Origin of the sequence: Providencia sp. PROV201 (assembly GCF_028479545.1) — a bacterium.
GTDB lineage: Bacteria > Pseudomonadota > Gammaproteobacteria > Enterobacterales > Enterobacteriaceae > Providencia > Providencia huaxiensis.
In genome coordinates this window covers 20,751-43,978 of the sequence record NZ_JAMPNW010000033.1, presented here as the reverse complement: position 1 = coordinate 43,978, position 23,228 = coordinate 20,751, and the positions used below count along the sequence as shown (strand labels likewise).

General features: G+C 41.6%; 19 protein-coding genes. 12 read left to right on the top strand and 7 right to left on the bottom strand.

The window, feature by feature from the left end:
• The 4 genes from PR809_RS19155 to sbcD all read right to left on the bottom strand — a co-directional run.
• Positions 1–230 (bottom strand): hypothetical protein (locus PR809_RS19155; RefSeq protein WP_272524646.1); only part of this gene is annotated, 230 nt, incomplete at its 3' end.
• A 430-nt stretch (positions 231–660) separates the two neighbouring features.
• A complete protein-coding gene (locus PR809_RS19150) occupies positions 661–1,260 on the bottom strand; it encodes a nitroreductase family protein (protein WP_102139003.1) in 600 nt (199 codons plus the stop codon).
• Between the two features lie 487 nt (positions 1,261–1,747).
• Positions 1,748–5,431: an AAA family ATPase gene (locus tag PR809_RS19145; RefSeq protein ID WP_206276470.1), complete on the bottom strand. Its 3,684-nt coding sequence runs from the start codon at positions 5,429–5,431 to the stop codon at positions 1,748–1,750.
• Between the two features lies 1 nt (position 5,432).
• Complete coding sequence (gene sbcD / locus PR809_RS19140; RefSeq protein WP_166266673.1) at positions 5,433–6,647, bottom strand: exonuclease subunit SbcD; 1,215 nt, start codon at positions 6,645–6,647, stop codon at positions 5,433–5,435.
• 286 nt (positions 6,648–6,933) lie between these two features.
• Between sbcD and phoB the strand changes: the two genes are divergently transcribed.
• The 3 genes from phoB to brnQ all read left to right on the top strand — a co-directional run bounded on the left by phoB (position 6,934) and on the right by brnQ (position 10,773).
• The gene (gene phoB, locus PR809_RS19135) at positions 6,934–7,623 is read left to right on the top strand and encodes a phosphate regulon transcriptional regulator PhoB (protein WP_102139006.1); all 690 of its coding nucleotides are present in this window, start codon (positions 6,934–6,936) and stop codon (positions 7,621–7,623) included.
• Between the two features lie 23 nt (positions 7,624–7,646).
• On the top strand, positions 7,647–8,957 hold the full coding sequence (phoR, locus tag PR809_RS19130) for a phosphate regulon sensor histidine kinase PhoR (protein ID WP_102139007.1): 1,311 nt from the start codon (positions 7,647–7,649) through the stop codon (positions 8,955–8,957).
• Positions 8,958–9,447: 490 nt separating this feature from the next.
• A complete protein-coding gene (brnQ, locus tag PR809_RS19125) occupies positions 9,448–10,773 on the top strand; it encodes a branched-chain amino acid transport system II carrier protein (RefSeq protein ID WP_206276471.1) in 1,326 nt (441 codons plus the stop codon).
• Positions 10,774–10,839: 66 nt separating this feature from the next.
• Here brnQ and ggt read toward each other — a convergent pair whose 3' ends face one another.
• The 3 genes from ggt to PR809_RS19110 all read right to left on the bottom strand — a co-directional run bounded on the left by ggt (position 10,840) and on the right by PR809_RS19110 (position 14,291).
• Positions 10,840–12,606: a gamma-glutamyltransferase gene (gene ggt, locus PR809_RS19120; protein ID WP_206276472.1), complete on the bottom strand. Its 1,767-nt coding sequence runs from the start codon at positions 12,604–12,606 to the stop codon at positions 10,840–10,842.
• A gap of 239 nt (positions 12,607–12,845) precedes the next feature.
• A complete protein-coding gene (locus tag PR809_RS19115; RefSeq protein WP_004905550.1) occupies positions 12,846–13,448 on the bottom strand; it encodes a peroxiredoxin C in 603 nt (200 codons plus the stop codon).
• Between the two features lie 231 nt (positions 13,449–13,679).
• On the bottom strand, positions 13,680–14,291 hold the full coding sequence (locus PR809_RS19110) for an acyl carrier protein phosphodiesterase (RefSeq protein WP_166266679.1): 612 nt from the start codon (positions 14,289–14,291) through the stop codon (positions 13,680–13,682).
• Positions 14,292–14,696: 405 nt separating this feature from the next.
• On the opposite strand from PR809_RS19110, the gene queA reads away from it, so the two are divergent.
• From queA to nusB, 9 genes are all read left to right on the top strand, one after another.
• A complete protein-coding gene (gene queA, locus PR809_RS19105; RefSeq protein ID WP_102139011.1) occupies positions 14,697–15,767 on the top strand; it encodes a tRNA preQ1(34) S-adenosylmethionine ribosyltransferase-isomerase QueA in 1,071 nt (356 codons plus the stop codon).
• Positions 15,768–15,856: 89 nt separating this feature from the next.
• The gene (tgt, locus tag PR809_RS19100; protein ID WP_102139012.1) at positions 15,857–16,984 is read left to right on the top strand and encodes a tRNA guanosine(34) transglycosylase Tgt; all 1,128 of its coding nucleotides are present in this window, start codon (positions 15,857–15,859) and stop codon (positions 16,982–16,984) included.
• A 94-nt stretch (positions 16,985–17,078) separates the two neighbouring features.
• On the top strand, positions 17,079–17,411 hold the full coding sequence (yajC, locus tag PR809_RS19095; protein WP_004905542.1) for a preprotein translocase subunit YajC: 333 nt from the start codon (positions 17,079–17,081) through the stop codon (positions 17,409–17,411).
• A 26-nt stretch (positions 17,412–17,437) separates the two neighbouring features.
• Positions 17,438–19,285, top strand: a complete 1,848-nt coding sequence (secD, locus tag PR809_RS19090) for a protein translocase subunit SecD (RefSeq protein WP_166266681.1) — start codon at positions 17,438–17,440, stop codon at positions 19,283–19,285.
• Between the two features lie 10 nt (positions 19,286–19,295).
• Positions 19,296–20,264, top strand: coding sequence for a protein translocase subunit SecF (gene secF, locus PR809_RS19085; RefSeq protein ID WP_195698213.1), 969 nt, complete (start codon positions 19,296–19,298; stop codon positions 20,262–20,264).
• Between the two features lie 243 nt (positions 20,265–20,507).
• A complete protein-coding gene (gene nrdR, locus PR809_RS19080) occupies positions 20,508–20,957 on the top strand; it encodes a transcriptional regulator NrdR (protein ID WP_125891953.1) in 450 nt (149 codons plus the stop codon).
• Between the two features lie 5 nt (positions 20,958–20,962).
• Positions 20,963–22,078, top strand: a complete 1,116-nt coding sequence (ribD, locus tag PR809_RS19075; protein ID WP_102139015.1) for a bifunctional diaminohydroxyphosphoribosylaminopyrimidine deaminase/5-amino-6-(5-phosphoribosylamino)uracil reductase RibD — start codon at positions 20,963–20,965, stop codon at positions 22,076–22,078.
• Positions 22,079–22,168: 90 nt separating this feature from the next.
• Positions 22,169–22,642: a 6,7-dimethyl-8-ribityllumazine synthase gene (ribH, locus tag PR809_RS19070; RefSeq protein ID WP_004905531.1), complete on the top strand. Its 474-nt coding sequence runs from the start codon at positions 22,169–22,171 to the stop codon at positions 22,640–22,642.
• Positions 22,643–22,745: 103 nt separating this feature from the next.
• Positions 22,746–23,162, top strand: a complete 417-nt coding sequence (nusB, locus tag PR809_RS19065; RefSeq protein ID WP_036958557.1) for a transcription antitermination factor NusB — start codon at positions 22,746–22,748, stop codon at positions 23,160–23,162.
• Positions 23,163–23,228: the final 66 nt, after the last annotated feature.

Below are 23,228 nucleotides of genomic sequence, written 5' to 3'. Positions count from 1 at the left end.
ACTACCTTTTGGCCATTTTTTAAAGAACCTGTTATTGATACATCTTTACCTTTTCGGTAACACGTAATATTAACTCGCTCTTTATGTTCAACTTTGACTGAACATTGTGGCTCATAGATATAACCTGAAAATGAAATTGTACCTCCTGATGAGTTATTACTTGCATAGGTGAAAGAACAACTTGAAATGATTATAGTAACAACAAATGTTAGTAAAGATAAACCTTTCATAGTCCACCTCCTTAATAACACTTTACACGATGGGACGTGTTTTTGTGCTCTCACTTTTAGTGTAGTTCAAATATCTATAATGCAAAACTAAAAATGAAAATATACTTAGAGTTTAGATGGGTGGTTGGTTAATGTATTGATAAATATCAAATTATATGTCTATTGGATTTTTTGTGATCAATTAATAATCAGGCGGTAACACGAGTGTAATAATAATAGTATAATTGTGAATGTTTCTTTTTGTTTCGATGAACTATTTTGAGTAAATATGTTTTATTGTGAGTTCAGGTTAATTTAGAATAAGTGATAATTTTAAATTGGAGGTATCATAAGTGATGATGTTGAATTATTCACTTTGATAATATCAAATAAATGAAATCCTCTCGTAAATATATTACGAAAGGATTATTTAAATTCTTAGTATTTTAGTTTATTTGAAAACTTTGAAACGAACATCGTCGTCCATAAAGTCTTTATCACCCGCTGGCTCATTAATTGAACCAAATACCATTTGAGCGCGTAATATCCAGTTAGCTGGAACATTCCATGCTGTTTGTACGTCATTATCAATCAGTGGATTGTAGTGTTGTAAAGATGCACCGATATTTTCTTGTGACAATGCAGTCCAGACTGCGAATTGTGCGATACCACTGGCTTGTTCAGACCAAATTGGGAAGTTATCTGCATATAAAGGGAATTGCTCTTGCAAACCTTTAACAATATCTTGGTCTTCAAAAAACAGAATAGAACCGGCTCCCGCAGCAAAACTATCAATTTTTTGCTCTGTTGAAGCAAAGGCTTGCTCAGGAACAATTTTACGCAGTGCTTCTTTGGTCATATTCCATAATTTTTGGTGTTCAGCACCAAATAAAATCACGACGCGAGATGTTTGTGAGTTAAATGATGATGGTGAGTGTTTAACTGCTTCTTTAATTAATCTCGTGACGTGTTCTTCTGATACAGGTAAAGCATCGCCGAGGTTATAGATAGTACGACGATTTTTAATCATTTCGATAAATGCGTTAGACATTTTAGTCTCCTAGCTTTTCATTAGCGCACGGCATGTTATTGAATAAATCTTAGAAGCCGTAGTGTGTTTCAATGGTTATTACTATAACTTGGCGAATGGAAAATCATAGAAAAAAAATTTAACGATAAGGTTCAAATTTTTGCGCTAAGTTAATAAGGTGTTTTTATTTGATTAAAATCAATATGTTAACGCTAGTTTTTGTGGCGATTTATGGTGATGAACTGCATTAATAAGCACAAAAGAATAATATGTATAGAAAATAATTGAGGATAAAATAGATGAGAATGAAAGCGCCTAGGTAGAGTATCAAATTAATCAAAAATAGTACGCTGAAGCGGGCTCAACTTTCTCTACCAATGTAGGGAATAATAAAGCGGATGCATTTCGTTTTTTAAACAACTTAGCTATCTTTAAATTAGCAGTTAATTTTAGGGGGGGGAGTTTTCCCCACCCCGAATAGTCACAGAATTGAGTTAAATTATGCGGTTTAAATGATACGAAATTGTGCGGGAAGTTCGCTAAAGCCAAGCCCATTGCCTTTTTTCACGGCAATTTGTACAGGAATACGTTCTTTCATTGCTTCCACATGGCTAATTACGCCAATAGTTTTGCCAGATGCATTCAAGCTTTCTAATGCATCAAGGGCAATATCTAACGTTTCTGCATCTAAAGTACCAAAACCTTCATCTAAAAAGAGTGATTCTAATTGTGTACGATGACTTACCATATCGGATAGCGCTAGGGCCAATGCTAAACTAACTAAAAAGCTTTCCCCACCAGAAAGCGTTTTAATATCTCGAATGCTATCCGCTTGCCAGCCATCAATAACTTGTAACTCAAGGTTTGCTTGGTGGCTACGCTGTAATAAATAACGGCCATGAAGTTTTTCAAGCTGTTGATTAGCTAGAGAAACTAAACAATCCAACGTTAGGCCTTGTGCATAACGTCGGAATTTATCCCCTTCAGCGGAACCGATAAGTAAGCTGAGATAGCTCCAATCATCGTAACTTAACTGACTTTTCTCTATTTCTTGCAGTAAATCTTGTTGCTGGTGGCGCAGTTGCTTATCGGTATTGAGCTGGTTAATTATCTGGCCTTGTCTCTGATTTATTTGCTTAATTTCTTCATCGAGTTGGGCAACAATTGTTTGTAATTGCGTTTCAGTCAGTGTCGCTAAATCAGTAATACGTTGTTGATTTAGCACTTCAATGGCCTGTAACCCCTCTTTATAACGCGTTTCACACTGTATACGTGCTTGGTTAATGCGTTGTTTTAGTGCTTCCAATTGTTGTTTTTCTTCATGGCTTATTAACGCCTTAAGGAAAGTGTGTTGATCACTAAATGGGCTATCGGTAAGTGCTTGAGTAAACAGGGTATTGGCTTGCGTTTGTGCCAGTTTTGTTTTTTCGCTGGCATCTATGAGCGCTTGATAACTTCCATTCATTGACGCGATGGTTTTATCAGTCTCATTGAGTTGTTTACTTAATTGTTCCTGAGCTTGGAAAAGCATGGTTTGTTTGTCATTCAATTTCTGAATGAATTGGTTGATAGTTAGACCTGAAAGCAGTGTTTTTCGTTGTGCTGCTTTTTGCTCTAAATCTAGCTCAATTTGTTTAAGACGATTTCTTTCTTGTTCAATTTGTTGAGTAAGAATATCGAGTTGTTCTAACTCAACTTTTAATGTGGCTTTATTGACTTCAATTTGTTGGCTAAGTGTTTGCGCCATCACTTTTTGGTTGTTGAAGTGCTCACTGCGTTGGCTGATCTCGTTAACCCATTCATCGAATTTATCTTTATCAGGCACATTTAAGTTAAATGGCATAAGAGTGGATTGCCATTTATCTAATTGTATCTGCTTACGCTGTTGAAATTGGTTATATTCTTTTTGGATCTCATCAAGTTGTTGTGTTTGGTTTTTTAAACGCTCTTCAATCAATGACAAATCAGATTGCCATTGGGTAAAGCCTGCTTGTTGCTCGTGTAGTTGATACTTGGTTTGCTGATATTCGCGCTCTAGCGCGGTCATATCGGTCACTATTTTCTGTTGCGTAGCTAATTGCTCCGTTAATTGATTAACAAAGAGCGTAACGGCTTGTTCATTTTGGGCTAACTCAGGTGTGAGTGCTTGCTCACATGTCTTTTGCCATTGATAGTTAAAGGCATCGAGTTGTTCTCTGATTTGCTGCTGTTGTTGTAAATTTTCGTTTTGGCGTTGTTTTTGTGTATAAAGTTGTGATTCTAACTGAGTTTGTTGTTGCTTTAATTGGTCGAGTTTATTTGTAAGCTCAATGAGTTGTTGCTGTGTTTCACTGAGGTGAATTGATTGATAATCGTTAACGGCAGGGTGCTCTGTTGCACCGCATAATGGGCAGGGGTTACCCGCTATGAGTTGCTGACGTTCATGCTCTAGGCTAACAATTTTTTGTTCTAATTGTAATTTGTCATTGGTTAGCTTGATGAGTGGCGTCAATTCATTAATGCGTGTTAGGGCAATGCTCAATGTTTTTTGCGTGGTGGTGATATCTTGTGCTAATTCAACATCTTTTTGGGTCTGTTTTTGTTTTTGCGTTTGTGCATTAAGGCATTGAGATAATATTAATGGCAATAATTTAGCATGTTGTAAGCGTGCTTGTAGCTGTTCAATGTGTTGATTGATAGCGTTAATATCATGTTTTTCTTGGTTTTGTTTGTAGATTTCTTCTTGTTTTTTGAACGTGACAGTGCTGTGTTCTAACTCGAGACGTTTTTGGGATAGTTTTTCAGTTTTCTGCTGTTGTTGTCGCTGTAATTGTGTAACTTCATTTGAAATAATTTGTTGTTTTTTATGCAAACTCGCCAGTTTATCAGCTAATTCGAATATAAAATGGCCTTGTTGCTGCCAGCTACCGATGTGCGCATTGAGCTCAGCGTCTTTTGGGTGTTCTTCTAGGAATAGGTTGTGTTTCTTTAACTCAAGGTGCGCAGTTTGGATCTGACTTTGAGTCTCATTAACTAAGTGTTTTTTTTGCTGAAGAGTTGTGTGCTGTTGTTCAATTTGTTGCGTAATTTCAGTCTGTTGTTGTTTCAATTGTGCAATTTGGTTATCCAGAGGCCTGACAGTTTCATCAATCAATTGATGTTGTTGTTTGGCAAAATCAAGATGTTGTTGATACTCGGATTGTGATTTCAACAACTTCTCTTGCAGTGGGGCACGTTCAGCTTGCTGGGTTTGCAAGCTAAGTTTCAGCTGTTGTTGTTTATTTATGTATTCAGTGAGTTGTTGTTGCTGGCGCTCAACGTCCTGCCATAACGGGCGAAGCGACTCCGCAGGGGCGCTATCAGCCAATCTTTTCAACTGAGGCTGTGCGGATTGAAACTCAAGCTCATTTTTTTTGAGTTCATCATCAAGTGATTGCATGCGCTGGGTGAGTTGGTGATATTGTTGCCACCAATTGACGCCTTGTTGGTGGCGAGCCCGCTGTTGCTTGGTTTGAGTCTCTTGTTCAAGTAAATGGTTTTGCTGTACTAATAACTCTTGGTGTTCTGCTTCAGTGAGTAAATTAATGCTTTGTGCCTTTGCCTTTAGCAAATCTAAGTCAATTTTGGCTTGCTTGTGTTGATTAAAAACATAAATTGAAATCTGGCTATAAATTTCGGTGCCTGTAATTTCTTCAAGTAAATCAGCGCGTTCTTTTTCTGAAGCATTTAAAAACGCAGCGAAATCACCTTGAGAGAGTAAAATTGATTTGGTAAAACGTTCATAATCAAGCCCAGTTATTTTTGCTATTAATTCTTTTATCTCTGTGATTTTTACGGTCAATATTTTACCATCAGTAACCGTTGCAAGCTCCGCCTTAGGCTGTTGTAAATTGCCATCAGGCTTTCCTCCTGCTCGTCGTTGGCTCCAAAAGGCGCGATAAGCTTTGCCTTTGACCTCAAACTCCACCTCAGCAAGGCATTCCCCAGTGTGGCGAGTCATCAGTTCATTTTGTGCGTTAGAAATGGTTTTTAAACGCGGTGTTCGGTGATAAAGCGCAAGGCAAATCGCATCCAATAAGGTGGTTTTTCCTGCACCAGTGGCACCTGTAATGGCAAATAAGCCATTGCTAACAAATGGCTCCGCAGTGAAATCAATTTTCCACTCACCTCGAAGAGAGTTAATATTTTTTAAACGTAAACTTAGAATCTTCATATTAACTTTCCTTGCTCATTTGTAATGCGTCATAAGATTGTTGAAATAGCTGCACTAGGCGCTGTTCACGCTCAGGATCCTCTAAAGACTCTTGGGCAAGGCGACGTAAAAAAACGTCTTCTACGGTGAGTTCACTTAATGTTTCATTGGCCAAGGTTTGGCTTTGTCCCTGTATTTGCTTACGTGCACGGCGCAGTATCACGACTTCAACAGGGAGATCTTGTGTCAACGCTTCAATACGCTGTTGGATATCAGCGAGGTAATCTTGTGAAGCAACTTCAATATCTAACCAAACAGGTTTATCTCCTAGGTAATCTTTCCATGCTTCTAATTGCTGTTCTATTTGGCTTAAGGAGCCTTTAATGCTTTGCAATGGCTGAATAATAGGGATGTCCAATGGGGTGATTTGAGTCAATTCGCTTCCGGTGAATTCAACAAGGCAGACACTTTTTTGTTGTGCTGTTTCGTCAAAACTCAATGCAATAGGTGAGCCACAGTAGCGAATATTTTCTTGCCCTCCAATCACTTGGGGACGGTGAATATGGCCAAGGGCAATATAGTCAGCAGGGGGAAAAGCCCCAGAAGGAAACGCATCTAACGTACCAATATAAATATCTCGAACGGAGTCCGTTAAGGCTGCACCGACAACCGTTAAATGGCCAGTGGCAATAATTGGAATATCCAGCCCCAATGCGGTTCGCTGTTCTAGCGCGAGTTGGTAGCTGGCTTGGTAATGATCATGAATAGCGGTTTGTAGTGAGCGTTGTTTATCTTCAATATTTTGCCCTGCAATACTGAGCTGGATATCTCGAGGACGTAAAAAAGGGATGGCACAGACGAGACCAATAGGTTGTTCCTGTTTATTTACTAAAGTAATGACATGCGGTTCACTTCCAGACGTAATAACCTGTGTATTCAAATAACTAAGTAGAGCGCTTGATTCATTGAGTACAGAAACCGAGTCGTGATTACCACTTAAAATTACTAGCTGGCAGCCTGTTTTTTGTAAATCAACAATAAATTTATTATACAGTTCACGTGCATAGCTCGGTGGCGAACCGGTATCGAAGATATCACCTGCAACGATGACAGCATCAACTTGGTGTAATTCCACTTGTTCAACTAACCAATTCAAGAAATGTTGGTGCTCAGGCGCACGGCTTTTGGTAAAAAAATACTGACCAAGGTGCCAGTCTGAGGTGTGAATAATGCGCATGAGTTATCAATTCCTATCATCAATAATGTGCATGAACGTTCGATAATTAAGTATACCCGATCCATATCACTCGTTGAGGGATGTTTGCGACTTTATTACCTATTACTATATTGCGGAACTATGTCGTCGCAGAACTATGTTGCGGAAATATTTCACTTAAATGACATTTAACCGTTAAAATAAAGATTAATATGAGTTTCACCCATTGATATTCATAATTCTGTCATAAAAGTGACGCATAATGCTTTCACATTTTAAATGTCTTCTTAATTTTACAGGAACAATCATGGCAAGACGCATTCTAGTTGTTGAAGATGAAGCGCCCATCCGAGAAATGGTTTGTTTTGTATTAGAACAGAATGGTTTTCAGCCTATTGAAGCTGATGATTATGACAGTGCGATTGCACAACTCGTTGACCCGCTACCTGACCTCGTACTACTGGATTGGATGATCCCCGGTGGCTCTGGGATCCAAGTCATTAAACATATGAAACGTGATAGCGCAACACGTGACGTTCCTGTCATGATGTTAACTGCACGAGGAGAAGAAGAAGACCGCGTAAAAGGTTTGGAAGTTGGCGCGGATGACTATCTTATTAAGCCATTTTCACCGAAGGAATTAATTGCTCGGGTAAAAGCAATCTTACGTCGTATCTCCCCAATGGCGACGGAAGACATTATTGAAATGAATGGGTTAATGTTAGACCCTACCTCTCATCGTGTCACCAGCAATGAAATCCCTATCGATATGGGCCCAACTGAATATAAATTACTCCATTTCTTTATGACTCACCCTGAACGCGTATATAGTAGAGAACAGCTATTGAACTATGTATGGGGTGCCAATGTGTATGTGGAGGATAGAACTGTTGACGTGCATATTCGGCGGCTAAGAAAGGCACTAGAGACGGAAGGCCATGATAAAATGGTGCAAACTGTACGTGGTACAGGTTATCGTTTTTCTGTCCGTTACTAAAGACCACAAAGGGAGAGCCATGCGTGCTTGAACGTTTATCGATTAAGCAGCTGATTTGGGGGCTGTTTTTATTTATCTTACCCGCCCTTATCTTATCGGTTTTTATTGGCCACCTAGCGTGGCTATTAGTGATCTCGCTACTTGCTGCACTGATATGGCATGGGTATAACTTGCTCAAGCTTTCTTACTGGTTATGGTTAGATAGAAGTATGCTCCCCCCCGAAGGGCGAGGTGGGTGGGAACCGATATTTTATGGTATCTACCAGATGCAGCAACGTAATCGAAAACGCCGTCGTGAATTAGGTCAGTTAATTAAACGGTTTCGTAGTGGTGCAGAATCACTACCTGATGCCGTCGTAATGATGACAACCGAAGGGAATATCTTTTGGTGTAATCGCCATGCTCAGGCTTTACTCGGCTTTCGTTGGCCTGAAGATAACGGACAGCATATTTTTAATTTATTACGTTACCCAGACTTTAGCCGCTACTTCACCATTAAACGTTATGACCAAGCGCTAACTATTGAGCTCAATAGTGGTGAAATCGTTGAGTTTCGTATCTTGCCGTATACCGAAGGGCAGTTATTGATGGTTGCGCGGGATGTGACAGAAAAACGTCGTTTGGAAAAGGCGCGTAGGGACTTCTTTGCAAATGTGAGCCACGAATTACGGACGCCTCTTACGGTTATTCAAGGTTATCTTGAGGTGATGGACGACCAAGAAAACGTGACTGCGGTTAATAAGAAAGCACTGCATGTCATGCAAGAACAAACGCACCGTATGGATAACTTAGTTAAACAGCTTTTGCAGTTGTCACGTATCGAAGTTGCTCCTCAAATTAACCTTGATGAGCAAGTGAATATCCCTGTTACTCTCAAAATGATTGAACAAGAAGCACTCAGTTTAAGCCAAGGGCGCCACCAGTTTGAATTTCATGTTGATGAAAAATTGCGTGTCCATGGTAATGAAGAACAATTACGAAGTGCAGTGGCAAATTTAGTCTATAACGCGATTAGCCATACGCCTGAGGGCACAAAAATTTGGGTTGATTGGCAAAGAAGTGGGCAAGGGGCTCGCTTTAGTGTGAGAGATAACGGGCAAGGGATACCTGCAGAGCATATCCCTCGTTTAACGGAACGTTTTTATCGGGTAGATAAAGCGCGCTCTCGCCAAGGCGGTGGAGGTACTGGCCTTGGGTTAGCTATTGTTAAACATGCATTACAACATCATAGCAGCCAATTGGTGGTGACAAGCCAGTTAGGTAAAGGTAGTGAGTTTTCATTTACTTTACCGCCAGTGCTAATTGTTGATGATAAAAAACTTAAAAGTGAGTAAATAAATCCACTTTATTAATATAATCAAGGTATTAATGAAGTGGATTATTTCTATTTATCAATGCATTTATGTGTTCCATTCAAAATATATATATTTAATGCTGATAATTGCCATCATGTTAATTATATGCTCTGTTAAATAATCAATTATAATCACCAGAAAAAGATGAGTTGTTCATTTTTCGAGCAAGGCATATAACGAGTATTGGGATTTTACTGAAAGTAATCACTAGTTCTGAAAATTAGTTTAGTTATTTATTCTTGTTTTTCGGTTTGCTATTGCCTTTTTGCCCTATAAAAGTTCTACTTGTTGTCAGTTATTGGCGAATTTTTCTGTTTTTTGACTTTTCATTTCGTATGATGCAAGCAAATATACTTTTTTATATTGTTAACAGTATGTTTATCAGAATTCTATCTCGCTATATATATTTCAAAGGGTTGCTAAGTGTAAACCCATAATTTTCTATTTTGTCACTTAAAAATAACATAATATGGCTCATCGTTTATCATCAAGAGATATCATCGCATTAGGCTTTATGACTTTTGCGTTATTCGTCGGGGCAGGGAACATTATCTTTCCCCCTATGGTTGGTTTGCAGGCAGGGGAGCAAGTTTGGACTGCCGCACTAGGTTTTTTGGTTACTGGTGTGGGTCTACCTGTTTTAACGGTTATTGCGCTGGCTAAAGTAGGTGGGGGCATTGAAGCGCTCAGTACGCCTGTCGGCAAAACTGCAGGGCTACTATTGGCTGTTGTTGCTTATTTGTCGGTAGGGCCACTATTTGCCACACCAAGAACGGCAACTGTGTCCTATAAAGTCGGCATCGCACCTTTATTCGGTGGTGAGTCCGATTTGCTGTTACTGATCTACAGCGTGGTTTACTTCGTTCTCGTTATCGGTATTTCATTATACCCAGGAAAATTGCTCGATAGCGTTGGGCACATTTTAGCGCCTGTAAAAATGTTAGCTCTGGCTATTTTGGGTATTGCGGCTGTTATGTGGCCAGCGGGGGACCCGATCCCTTCTACAATAGAATACCGTGAGATGGCTTTCTCGAACGGCTTTATCAATGGTTACCTGACAATGGATACCCTCGGTGCGATGGTATTTGGTATCGTTATTGTTAATGCTGCGCGTTCAAGGGGTATCGAAAATTCTTCATTATTAACCCGTTATACTATGTGGGCAGGGTTAATTGCAGGGGTATTATTAACGCTGGTCTATTTGTCACTGTTTAAGTTAGGTGAGAATAGTGGTTCGTTAATTCCAAACCCTGCGGATGGCGCTGATATTTTACATACCTATGTCCAATATACTTTTGGTAATTATGGTAGCTTCTTCCTTGCGGTATTAATCTTTGTTGCTTGTATGGTAACGGCTGTAGGCTTAACGTGTGCTTGTGCAGAGTTCTTTAGCCGCTATGTACCGATCTCTTACCGTAAACTGGTGCTGATCCTGGGTGTGTTCTCTATGGTGATCTCAAACTTAGGTTTAAGTAAGCTAATCGCCTTCTCATTACCGGTGCTAGTTTCAATTTATCCACCTTGTATCGTATTAATTTTATTAAGCTTTACTTTGAAGTGGTGGAAAAACCCTACGATAGTGATTGCACCGACAATGTTAGTCAGTTTTGTGGTTGGTTTAATTGGTGCGGTAAAAGCGTCAGATCATCTTAAAGGTTATATCCCTGAATGGATGACCGCAATGCCACTGTATAAACAAGATTTAGTCTGGGTATTACCCACTATTGTTGTGATGGTTATTGCGATTTTATGCGATAAGTTGGTATCGCCATCAGTACAACATAAACAAGCTTAATTGTTTGATATTATTAAAAAAGGAGCTGAATAGCTCCTTTTTTTCTATTTCTATTTTATTTGCCCGTTAATCAACCCCAACTGCACTACCTGCTGGACGGCGTACATCGTTAGAGCCATAAATAAAGCCTTCGCGTACTTTTCCAGATACAGCTGAATCATTACCAGATGATTTAGCACTGACGCCCGCGCCTTCTGGGATCGCGACCATAATCAACTCAGCGGCACCCCATGGTGTTTGTTCAACCATCTTGTATCCCATTTTGTCCAGCAGCACTAAGGTGTCTTTAGAAACGCCTCTTTGCTCATAATAAACCTCGTCAGGGAGCCACTGGTGGTGAATGCGTGGTGCATTAACCGCTTCTTGTGGCGGCATACCATAGTCGATAATATTTAAAGCGGTTTGCAGCGTAATTGAAATAATCCGTGAGCCTCCCGGTGAACCAAGAACTAAAAATACCTTGCCATCTTTCGTCACGATAGTCGGGCTCATGGATGATAATGGGCGTTTACCCGGTGCAATAGAGTTGCGTTCCCCTTGTACTAAGCCATATAAATTCTTCTCGCCGACCTTCGTGGTGAAATCATCCATTTCATCGTTTAAGAAGAACCCTGTCCCCGGAGGGATAACGACGGAACCAAACCGGCCATTAATCGTGTAAGTCGTTGAAACAGCATTTCCTTTTTCATCTACTACAGAGTAATGCGTTGTCTCTGGTTTTTCGTGTGGCCCTATTCCCGGTTGAACTTGGGTTGATGGCGTTGCTTGGTTGGGTTTGATTTCTTTACGTAACTCTTCCGCATAGGCTTTACTCAGTAATTTTTCCGTCGGGTTATCGACAAATTTAGGGTCACCTAAGAAGGTATTTCTATCCATGTAAGCATGGCGCATTGCTTCTGTAAGAGTATGAATATAGTCCGCAGAGTTAAAGCCCATTTCTTTGAGGTCATACCCTTCTAAGATATTAAGCGTTTGGCAGATAGTTACCCCGCCTGAACTAGGAGGTGGTGCTGAAATAAATTGATATCCTCTATAGGTGCAGCTCACTGGCGCTGTATCTGTGATGGTAAAATCCGCAAAATCTTTTGCTGTCAAAATCCCGCCATTTTTCTTGGACGCTTCTTCAACAATTTTGGGGATTTCTCCTTCATAAAAGGCCGATGGGCCATTTTTGGCAATTTTTTCTAGTGTGTTAGCTAAATCGGTTTGGACTAATAAGTCGCCTGGTTGGAAGGCACTGCCATCTGGTTTTAAGAAGATACGCGCGACTTCTGGGTCTTGTTTAAAACGTTCTGTTGTGGTGTCGAGAACATCGGTATCTGCACGGGTTAGAGTAAAACCTTCCCTTGCTAATTTGATAGCAGGAGCCATCACCTGCTGGCGGCTCATCGTACCATATTTTTCTAAGGCATAATCGAGGCCTTTGACTGTTCCGGGTACGCCAGATGCGAGGTAGCCATACAAGCTGGCATCTTTGATAAGCTGACCATCTTTATCTAGATACATATCTGCGCTAGCGGCACCGGGGGCAGTTTCTCTAAAGTTGATGAATAAATCTTTGCCATCTGCTAGGTGAATGGTCATAAAGCCACCACCACCGATATTGCCACAACAAGGGTTAACAACCGCTTGTGCATACCCTACCGCAACCGCTGCATCAATGGCATTGCCGCCTGACTTTAGAATATCCGCTCCAATTTGTGATGCTAAGTGTTGGGAAGAAACAACCATGCCTTTTTTCGCTTCAACCGCAGGTTCGGAGGCGGCATATAGTTGACTGGTAAGGAATAAGGAAAGAAGTAGAACCGCAGGGCGTAATGATGTTTTTATCATTCGTATCTCCCAGTTAAGGTTAATTGAGGTGTTCTATTGCACAAATATTCAATATGAATAATTTGTTAATTATTTGTGTTTTTAATGTATAGCACACAATAATACAAAACATTGAGTATTTGAGTTAAGAATTGTTAACTGAGTGGAATAATTGCGAGTAGGAAGAGAAAAGATAGACTTGGTTCACAAAAAGTAAAAAGCGGGCCTAATGCCCGCTTTTCAAAAACTCGCGTAACGAATTACAGTTTTGCAGAGTTTTTAGTCAGGTAGTCAGCAACGCCTTTTGGAGATGCATTCATACCTTCTTGGCCTTTTTCCCACTGAGCTGGGCAAACATCACCGTGCTCTTCGTGGAATTGCAGCGCGTCAACCATACGCAGCATTTCGTCAATGTTACGGCCTAATGGCAGGTCATTAACGACTTGGTGACGGACAACGCCGTTTTTGTCAACGAGGAAAGAACCACGCAGTGCAACGCCTGCATCTGGGTGTTCGATACCGTAAGCTTTGATGATTTCACGTTTGATATCAGCAACCATTGGGTATTTAACTTCACCAATACCGCCGTTATCGACAGGTGTTTTACGCCATGCGTTATGAACAAACTCAGAGTCAAAAGAAACACCAACAACTTCTACGCCACGTTTTTTGAATTCTTCGTAGCGGTGGTCGAATGCGATCAGTTCTGACGGACAAACGAAAGTAAAGTCCATTGGCCAGAAGAAGATCACAGCTGGACGGCCGTTCAGGTGGGTTTTCAGGTTGAAGTTATCAACAATTTCACCATTACCTAAAACAGCTGCAGCAGTAAAGTCAGGGGCTTGACGTGTTACCAGAACCATAATTTACTCCTATGAGTTTGAATTAAAGTTTTTTGTCCTGTCTATTTATCACCGATGATTTAATCACTGATAAATAATGTGGACATAGACTTCTAAAAGAATAGAAAAATATCTTTTGATAATAAAGACATTTAAACCGATTATTGTGATAGGTTTTGACTATCAATAATACTGGTTTATCAAATTAATATCAATAAGATAGTTTTATTCCACTAAAGTGCAAGCTTTAATTTATTCCTTTGTGTTAATTGTGACACTCTGTACAAAAAAATGTTGCAGCGCATTGGCCATCATTTGTGGGTAAAATTGAAAAAAAATATTTTCCAACGCATCATACTGCAATAAAAAGTCGTTAAATGAACCACTTAACGCACTGAGCTTGGGGCGCCGTTTTGCCATTCCATTGAGTGATTTTCCAATATAATTCTTATCTGCGTAGTGTATCAGCCACTGTTGGGGCCAAAGATATTCATTTAGCTCCTGAAACTTTTCAGGGGTATGACAAAGCTGAGGCTCAATTATTTTTCGGCAGTCCCGTACAAAGTCCGCTAGCGGTATTGATGGCTCAATAGTTGACCAATGCAAAGATAAAAAATGGTCCCAAACTAAATCTAATGTAATAGGAGCGACCCGACGGTATTCCTCGCGAAACAGTAGTTTAGCTTCTTTGACTAAAGGGTGGGTATCTGTAATGCGGTCGACGGCTCGATGCATAAAGATACCAGAGACAATGTCGGATGAATAAAGGCCCGTAGGGTTACCGCGGACGTAGTCAGCCATGATGTTGCCGAGCAAGGAGCTGTCAGCGAGGTGGGCCAGGTGGAGGTGAGCTAGGTAATTCATCCTCCTATGATATACCCGATGCCTTTCAAATTATAGCCGTGTTAGCTGCACAAACCGACCCTAGTCACATACTGATGTATGCTCCTAGGGATCAATTTGCTTGCTGCCTTGCTCTAATTCGAAATTCATGGGGTATATTTATTTAGTAGAAAAAGAAAAAGAAAAAGAAAAAGAAAAAGAAAAAGAAAAAGAAAAAGAAAAAAGACGGAAATTAATGTGTCATAAAAGTTGAGTAAAATTGAAATAATTCATTCTTTGAATGGATAAATAGCGTACAGAATTTTTTACTAACAAAATATTTGTTAAATAATGGTGTTTTTTTGTGCGATTTTGCGCTTATTTCTTGCGCCAAAGTCGGTGCGGCACTAGACTAGTCGCCTGTTTTTTTAGATTGATGTCAATACAATGCGTGTTTCTGATTTTACTTTTGAATTACCTGAAGAACTAATTGCCCATTATCCACAGGCTGAGCGTAGCGCTTGCCGCTTATTAAGCTTAGATGGTGGCTCAGGGCAGCTCACGCATGGTGTTTTTACCGATATTCTAGAAAAATTGGAGCGCGGTGACTTGCTGGTGTTCAATAACACTCGCGTGATCCCTGCACGGTTATTTGGGCGTAAAGTTAGCGGCGGTAAAATTGAAGTTTTGATTGAGCGTATGTTGGATGAACACCGCGTACTTGCTCATGTTAGGGCATCAAAAGCACCAAAAGAAGGGGCTGAATTACTGCTAGGCGAAGATGAAAGCGTGAAGGCAACGATGGTTGCGCGTCATGGTGCATTGTTTGAACTACGTTTCGACGATGAACGTGATGTATTAAGCATTCTAAACCAAATTGGTCATATGCCTCTGCCGCCTTATATCGATCGCCCTGATGAAGAGTCAGATAAAGAACTTTATCAAACCGTGTATAGCGAAAAACCGGGTGCTGTTGCAGCACCAACGGCAGGCTTGCACTTTGATGAACCGTTACTTGAAGCATTGCGCCAAAAAGGCGTAGAAATGGCGTTTGTGACATTGCATGTGGGAGCCGGTACTTTTCAACCTGTGCGTGTTGATACTATCGAAGATCACATTATGCATTCGGAATATGCAGAAGTGCCACAAGAGGTCGTAGACGCTGTTTTAGCCTGTAAAGCACGAGGCAATCGCGTTATTGCTGTTGGAACGACGTCTGTTCGGTCGCTAGAAAGTGCCGCAAAAGTGAGCCAAGGTGCTTTAATTGCTCCATTTTTTGATGATACCCAAATCTTTATTTACCCTGGGTATGAATATCAGGTGATAGATGCGCTAATCACCAACTTCCACTTACCTGAATCTACATTAATTATGTTGGTTTCTGCGTTTGCTGGATACAAAAACACCATGAATGCGTATAAAGAAGCGGTGGAACAAAAATACCGTTTCTTTAGTTACGGTGATGCGATGTTCATCACGCCGAATGCGCATGCCAGTTCCGAGAAAATTGGTGAGTAATCAGTTTTAAGCGGTGGCAGCAGCTGCTTGCTTAGCAAATTAATATTATCGATAGCAACAGACTGTTTTTCTGCTGCTAGGAGGCAAATGTGAAATACGAATTACAGACGACCGATGGCAATGCACGCCGTGGTCGCTTAGTGTTTGAGCGCGGCGTGGTGGAAACCCCTGCATTTATGCCAGTAGGAACCTACGGTACGGTTAAAGGCATGACTCCCGAAGAAGTCAAAGAGACTGGCGCGCAAATCTTATTGGGGAATACTTTCCATCTGTGGTTACGCCCAGGTCAAGAAATCATGAAGTTACATGGCGACCTCCATGACTTTATGCAATGGCAAGGCCCAATTTTGACCGACTCAGGTGGTTTTCAGGTCTTTAGCCTTGGTGCGATGCGTAAAATTAAAGAAGAAGGTGTGCACTTCCGTAACCCTATCAACGGTGAAAAGGTCTTCTTAAGCCCTGAAAAGTCGATGGAAATCCAGTATGACCTCGGCTCAGACATTGTCATGATTTTTGACGAATGTACGCCATACCCTGCGGATTGGGACTATGCAAAGACATCAATGGAAATGTCGCTGCGTTGGGCTGCACGTAGCCGTCAACGTTTTGACGAACTGAACAACAAAAATGCACTGTTTGGTATCATTCAAGGCAGTGTTTACGAAGATTTACGTGATATTTCAGTTAAGGGGCTGGTGGAAATCGGCTTTGATGGGTACGCTGTAGGCGGCTTAGCCGTAGGCGAACCGAAAGAAGATATGCACCGTATTTTAGAACATGTTTGCCCGCAAATTCCGGCAGAAAAACCACGCTATTTAATGGGCGTAGGAAAACCGGAAGACTTAGTGGAAGGTGTTCGCCGCGGTATTGATATGTTCGATTGCGTGATGCCAACGCGAAATGCACGAAATGGACATTTATTTGTGACAAATGGCGTGGTAAAAATTCGTAATGCTAAGTATAAATCAGACACATCAACACTGGATGCTGATTGTGACTGCTATACTTGTCGTCATTATAGCCGTGCTTACCTGCATCACCTTGATAGATGTAATGAAATTCTTGGTGCAAGGCTCAATACCATTCATAATTTACGTTATTACCAACGCTTGATGGCCGGTATTCGCCAAGCTATTGAAAATGGGAATTTTGAAGAGTTTGCTAAAGATTTTTACCAAAAGATTGGTAAACCCGAACCTTCATTAAATATCGAGTGAATTTAAGTGCGAAATGCCACTAATCTGTGTAGCATATCAAACTTAGCTTTTTTGTATGTAAAATTGCTTTCAATAAAACAATGAGGAAAGTTGAATGAGTTTTTTTATTTCTGAAGCAGCGGCATCAGCAGGTGCACCAGCGCAAGGTAGTCCATACACGATGGTTATCATGCTTGTTGTTTTCGCGCTGATCTTCTATTTCATGATTTTGCGTCCACAGCAAAAACGTGCGAAAGAACACCGTAAATTGATGGAATCTATCACTAAAGGTGATGAAGTTTTAACAACTGGTGGTTTAATCGGACGTGTAACTAAAGTGTCTGAAACCGGTTATGTGGTTCTTGAGCTGAGTGAGAACACAGAAGTAACCATCAAACGTGATTTCGTTGCTGCTGTTTTACCTAAAGGCACAATGAAAGCAATTTAATTCTGATTCTCCCGAAGGGAACTGCCGTGCTAAACCGTTATCCTTTGTGGAAGTATCTGATGTTGATCTGTGCGATCCTCATCGGTTTGCTTTATGCGCTTCCAAACCTATATGGTGAGGATCCGGCTGTTCAGATCACTGGCGTGCGGGGAACCGCCGCCAATGAACAAACGCTGATCCAAGTCCAAAAATCGTTAAAAGACGATAAAATTGAGAGTAAATCTATCTCTCTAGAAAATGGGGCGATTTTAGCCCGATTCAACAACTCTGATGTTCAGTTACGTGCGCGTGAAGTGATCATGAATGCACTGGGTGACCAGTATGTTGTTGCATTAAACCTTGCACCTGCAACGCCTAAGTGGCTTGAAGCTGTCGGTGGTGAACCGATGAAGCTTGGTCTTGATCTGCGTGGTGGGGTTCACTTCCTGATGGAAGTTGATATGGACACTGCATTAGGTAAATTGCAGGAACAAAACATGGATGGTTTGCGTAATGACCTGCGTCAAGAAGGCATTGCGTACTCTTCTATTCGTAAAGGCAATGATTACAGCGTGGAAGTTCGCTTCCGTAACGCGGATGATCGTAGCCAAGCTGAAAAAGCATTGTCTCGTAAATACCCAGACTTAGTCTTTAGTGATGGCAGCGATAACACTATGATTGCTGTTATGACCGACGAGCGCTTACGTGAAGCACGTAACTATGCTGTTTCTCAGAACATTACTATTATTCGCAACCGTGTAAACCAATTAGGTGTTGCGGAGCCACTTGTTCAACGCCAAGGTGCTGACCGAATTGTCGTTGAATTACCGGGTATTCAAGATACCGCTCGCGCAAAAGAAATTTTAGGTGCGACAGCGACATTAGAATTCCGTTTGGTGAATACTTCAGTCGATTCTTCAGCAGCAGAAAGTGGTCGTGTACCAGGTGACTCAGAAGTTAAATATGACCGTGAAGGCATGCCTTACGTATTATATAAGCGTGTGATCTTAACGGGTGACCATATTACCGATTCAACCTCTGAAGCGGATGAAAATGGTCAACCACAAGTGAGTATCAGCCTAGATAGTGCTGGTGGCTCTATCATGTCTGACTTTACGCGTGATAACCAAGACAAGCTGATGGCAACGCTGTTTGTTGAATACAAAGACAGTGGCAAAAAAGACGCAACAGGCCGTTCAATTTTGGTGAAAGATGAAAAAGTCATCAATGCGGCACGTATTTCTGCGCGTTTTGGTAGTAAATTCCGTATTACCGGTATTACTAACGGCACTGAAGCTCGCCAGCTTTCATTACTGTTACGTGCGGGTGCGTTGATTGCACCAATCCAAATTGTTGAAGAACGAACCATTGGTCCAACACTGGGTATGCAAAATATCGAGCAAGGGCTAAAAGCTTGTATCGCAGGCCTGTTAGCTTCTATCCTATTTATGATTATTTACTATCGTAAATTTGGTTTGATTGCGAGTAGTGCGCTGTTGGCAAACTTGGTGTTAATTGTTGGTGTAATGTCCTTATTACCGGGCGCGACACTCACCATGCCAGGTATAGCCGGTATCGTGTTAACCCTTGCGGTTGCCGTCGATGCGAACGTTCTTATCAATGAGCGGATAAAAGAAGAGCTGCGAAATGGGCGGTCTGTCCAGCAAGCGATTCATGAAGGCTATAAAGGCGCCTTCTCAAGTATTACAGACGCAAACTTAACGACACTTATCACTGCGATTATTCTTTATGCAGTGGGTACTGGGTCGATTAAAGGCTTTGCGATTACGACAGCGATTGGTGTCGCAACCTCTATGTTTACAGCTATCGTCGGTACACGTGCTATCGTGAACCTGCTTTACGGCGGTAAACGTATTAACAAGCTGTCAATTTAAGGAGCACGTTGTGGCACAGGATTATACTGTTGAACAATTGAACTATGGTCGTAAAGTCTATGACTTTATGCGCTGGGACAACGTTGCCTTTAGTATTTCTATCGTATTACTGATTGCTTCTTTTGTGATTATTGGCGTCAAAGGTTTTAACTGGGGCTTAGATTTCACTGGTGGTACGGTCATTGAAATCAACTTAAGTCAGCCAGCTGATTTGGATAAAATTCGTGATAGCTTGTCTAACTCGAACCATAAAGATCCATTAATCCAAAACTTTGGTAGCAGCCGCGACATCATGATCCGCATTCCGCCAATTGAAGGCACTGCGGGTCAAGAAGTTGGGAAAGAAATTATCACAATCATCAACCAGAGTGTAGATGATAAAGCAACCGTTAAGCGTATTGAATTCGTTGGGCCGAGTGTCGGTGCTGAGTTGGCGCAAACAGGGGCTTTGGCTCTGTTAACTGCGTTGATTTGTATCTTGATTTATGTCGGCTTCCGTTTTGAATGGCGCTTAGCTGCGGGTGCGGTATTGTCACTCGCGCATGACGTGATAATTACTTTAGGAATTCTGTCTCTGTTCCATATTGAGATAGATATGACTATCGTGGCATCATTGATGTCGGTTATCGGTTACTCACTGAACGACAGTATCGTTGTATCAGACCGTATCCGTGAGAACTTCCGTAAAATTCGCCGTGGTACACCATATGAAATCATGAACGTCTCTTTGACGCAAACATTGAGCCGTACCATCATGACATCAGCCACCACATTATTAGTGGTTCTGATGCTGTACCTATTTGGCGGTGCAATGCTGGAAGGCTTCTCATTGGTTATGTTAATCGGTGTAACTATCGGTACTATCTCATCTATTTATGTGGCTTCTGCATTAGCACTGAAGATGGGTATGAAACGTGAACACTTGATGCAAGCGAAAGTCGAAAAAGAAGGCGCAGACCAAGAGTCATTACTGCCTTAGTTTTAAAAACGATGAATAACTAAGTCAATTAGCACTCAAAATAGTTCGTGTTGTGAGTAGGCAGCAAGTGAACGATATCCCTAGGAGCATACAAAAGTATGTGACTAGGGTTAATAAGCGATGCCAACACCCCTACAACGGGAAATATGAAGAGTTACGAACACCCTAGGAGACATCTTCTAGGGTGTTTTTTCTTGCATAGTAGGGTAAACTACCTCCCCCTAAATAGATTCAGGAAACGCTATGCACTGCCCATTCTGCTCAGCTGTAGATACGAAAGTTATTGACTCGCGTCTGGTCGGTGAAGGGTCCCAAGTCCGTAGACGCCGCCAATGTTTACTTTGTCATGAGCGCTTCACAACCTTTGAAGTTGCTGAACTGGTCATGCCTAGGGTCATTAAAAGCGATGATATCCGCGAACCTTTTGATGAAGAAAAGCTTAATCGGGGTATGCAAAAGGCATTAGAAAAACGACCTGTAAGTTCTGATGCCATTGAACAAGCTATTATTTCGATTAAATCCCAGCTTCGGGCAACCGGGGAACGTGAAGTTCCGTCGAAATTAATTGGCGGTTTGGTTATGGATGAGCTGAAAAAGCTCGATAAAGTTGCCTATATCCGTTTTGCTTCTGTTTATCGCAGTTTTGAAGATGTGCGTGAGTTTGGCGAAGAAATCGCTAAATTACAGGATTAACGCCAATGATTGAACAAGACAACATTTATATGGCTCGTGCCTTTGAATTGGCACGAAAAGGGCGTTTTACCACATCACCTAATCCAAATGTTGGGTGCGTGATTGTGCGTGATGGTGTCATTGTTGGTGAGGGGTATCACCAAAAAGCAGGTGAACCCCATGCTGAGGTTCACGCATTAAGAATGGCCGGTGATAAAGCGCAAGGGGCAACAGCTTATGTCACTCTTGAGCCTTGTAGCCATCACGGCCGTACCCCGCCTTGCGCAGAAGCGCTGATCAATGCAGGTGTAAGCCGAGTCGTCGCTGCCATGCAAGACCCAAACCCTCAAGTTGCGGGCCGCGGTTTGTATATGTTGTCGCAAGCAGGAATTGAAACGCGCAGTAATGTTTTATTAGATGATGCAGAAGCGGCTAACCGCGGCTTCTTAAAACGTATGCGTACTGGCTTTCCCTATATTCAATTAAAACTCGCCGCTTCACTAGATGGCAAAACCGCCCTTGGAACTGGGGAAAGTAAATGGATCACCAGCCCCGCAGCTCGCAAAGATGTGCAAGCTCTTCGAGCCGAGGCTAGTGCTATCTTAAGTACCAGCAGCACCGTGGTTGCCGATGACCCTTCTTTAACGGTACGTTGGAAAGAATTACCTAGTAATATTCAGCAAATTTACCCTGAAGAACAAGTCCGTCAACCCATCCGTATTGTGCTAGATAACCACAATCGAGTGACTTCTGAGCATCGTGTCACTCAATTAGATGGCGAATGTTGGTTAGTGCGTTCAAACCCAGATGAAAATGCAGTATGGCAGGGGCAAGTTGAGCAAATCGCTATTCCTGCAGATGAAAACGGCACTGACCTCGTCATTTTGATGATGCAACTGGCTAAACGTAATGTGAATAGCATTTGGGTTGAGGCAGGGGCAAAACTTGCAGGCTCATTGCTTAAGTTAGGTTTAGTGGATGAGCTGATTGTCTATATTGCGCCTAAATTATTAGGAAATAGCGCTCGAGGCCTAGTGGACTTCCCACCGCTTAATGCCCTTATTGATGCGCCAAAGTTTGAATTTACAGAAGTGACACAAGTTGGGCCAGACCTACGTGTCAGGCTTCGTCCCGTATGGTAAGTGGTTTTTTTGAAAATCATACGTACGATACACGAAAGAATGTGATAAAATCCGCGCCCCGCGGGTTATAATTAATATTAGAGGAAGGCTATGAACGTAATTAAAGGTGTTGTTGCTGCGCCACAAGCGCGTGTTGCTATCGCTATCGCTCGTTTTAACAACTTTATTAATGATAGTCTGCTGGAAGGTGCTGTTGATGCGTTAGAACGCATTGGTCAGGTTTCAAATGACAACATTACAATTGTGTGGGTTCCAGGCGCTTATGAGCTGCCGTTGACCACAAAAGCATTAGTTGAAACGAATAAATACGATGCAGTCATTGCATTAGGTACGGTTATTCGTGGCGGTACCGCTCACTTTGAATATGTTGCAGGTGAATGTAGCTCCGGCCTATCCCATGTCGCGATGAACAGTGAAGTGCCAGTGACTTTTGGTGTGTTAACCACTGAAAATATCGAACAAGCCATTGAACGTGCGGGTACTAAAGCAGGTAATAAAGGTGCTGAAGCTGCACTGACAGCACTGGAAATGATTAATGTAATTAAGGCCATCAAAGGCAAATAATACACAATTAGCTCTATGTTGCCGTTTTTTCGCCACAATGGTGTAGATAACGCAATGCAACAAGTGTTTTTTGTGTACAGTTTTTAAATTTAAGGGGAATCTTGTGAAACCTGCTGCTCGTCGCCGCGCTCGTGAGTGTGCTGTACAGGCCATTTATTCATGGCAATTATCTGGCAATCCAATTGCTGAAGTCGAATATGAGTTTATTGCTGAACAGGACATGTCAGACGTTGACGTAAACTATTTTCGTGAACTGTTATCAGGTGTTGCGACCAACGCGACAAAACTTGATCAACTGATGGCGCCTTATTTATCTCGTCAGCTCGAAGAGTTAGGGCAGGTAGAAAAAGCGATTTTACGTGTCTCCATGTTTGAATTAAGTTTCCGTGAAGATGTACCTTATAAAGTTGCAATCAATGAAGGTATTGAATTAGCGAAAGTTTTTGGCGCAGAAGATAGCCATAAATTCGTTAACGGTGTATTAGATAAAGCTGCACCTGCGGTTCGCCGTAAAAAATAATAATACCAGGGTTCCCTCCTGTTGCACTACGGTAATGAATAGGTAGGCTGGGTTCCAGTCTACCTT

What these genes read in the sequence shown, in the direction of transcription:
- PR809_RS19145 (WP_206276470.1), bottom strand. Translation starts at nt 5,431, where the DNA reads ATGAAGATTCTAAGTTTACGTTTAAAAAATATTAACTCTCTTCGAGGT.
- PR809_RS19115 (WP_004905550.1), bottom strand. Translation starts at nt 13,448, where the DNA reads ATGGTTCTGGTAACACGTCAAGCCCCTGACTTTACTGCTGCAGCTGTT.
- PR809_RS19110 (WP_166266679.1), bottom strand. Translation starts at nt 14,291, where the DNA reads ATGAATTACCTAGCTCACCTCCACCTGGCCCACCTCGCTGACAGCTCC.
- phoB (WP_102139006.1), top strand. Translation starts at nt 6,934, where the DNA reads ATGGCAAGACGCATTCTAGTTGTTGAAGATGAAGCGCCCATCCGAGAA.
- ribH (WP_004905531.1), top strand. Translation starts at nt 22,169, where the DNA reads ATGAACGTAATTAAAGGTGTTGTTGCTGCGCCACAAGCGCGTGTTGCT.
- queA (WP_102139011.1), top strand. Translation starts at nt 14,697, where the DNA reads ATGCGTGTTTCTGATTTTACTTTTGAATTACCTGAAGAACTAATTGCC.
- PR809_RS19150 (WP_102139003.1), bottom strand. Translation starts at nt 1,260, where the DNA reads ATGTCTAACGCATTTATCGAAATGATTAAAAATCGTCGTACTATCTAT.
- brnQ (WP_206276471.1), top strand. Translation starts at nt 9,448, where the DNA reads ATGGCTCATCGTTTATCATCAAGAGATATCATCGCATTAGGCTTTATG.
- yajC (WP_004905542.1), top strand. Translation starts at nt 17,079, where the DNA reads ATGAGTTTTTTTATTTCTGAAGCAGCGGCATCAGCAGGTGCACCAGCG.
- ggt (WP_206276472.1), bottom strand. Translation starts at nt 12,606, where the DNA reads ATGATAAAAACATCATTACGCCCTGCGGTTCTACTTCTTTCCTTATTC.
- ribD (WP_102139015.1), top strand. Translation starts at nt 20,963, where the DNA reads ATGATTGAACAAGACAACATTTATATGGCTCGTGCCTTTGAATTGGCA.
- sbcD (WP_166266673.1), bottom strand. Translation starts at nt 6,647, where the DNA reads ATGCGCATTATTCACACCTCAGACTGGCACCTTGGTCAGTATTTTTTT.
- nrdR (WP_125891953.1), top strand. Translation starts at nt 20,508, where the DNA reads ATGCACTGCCCATTCTGCTCAGCTGTAGATACGAAAGTTATTGACTCG.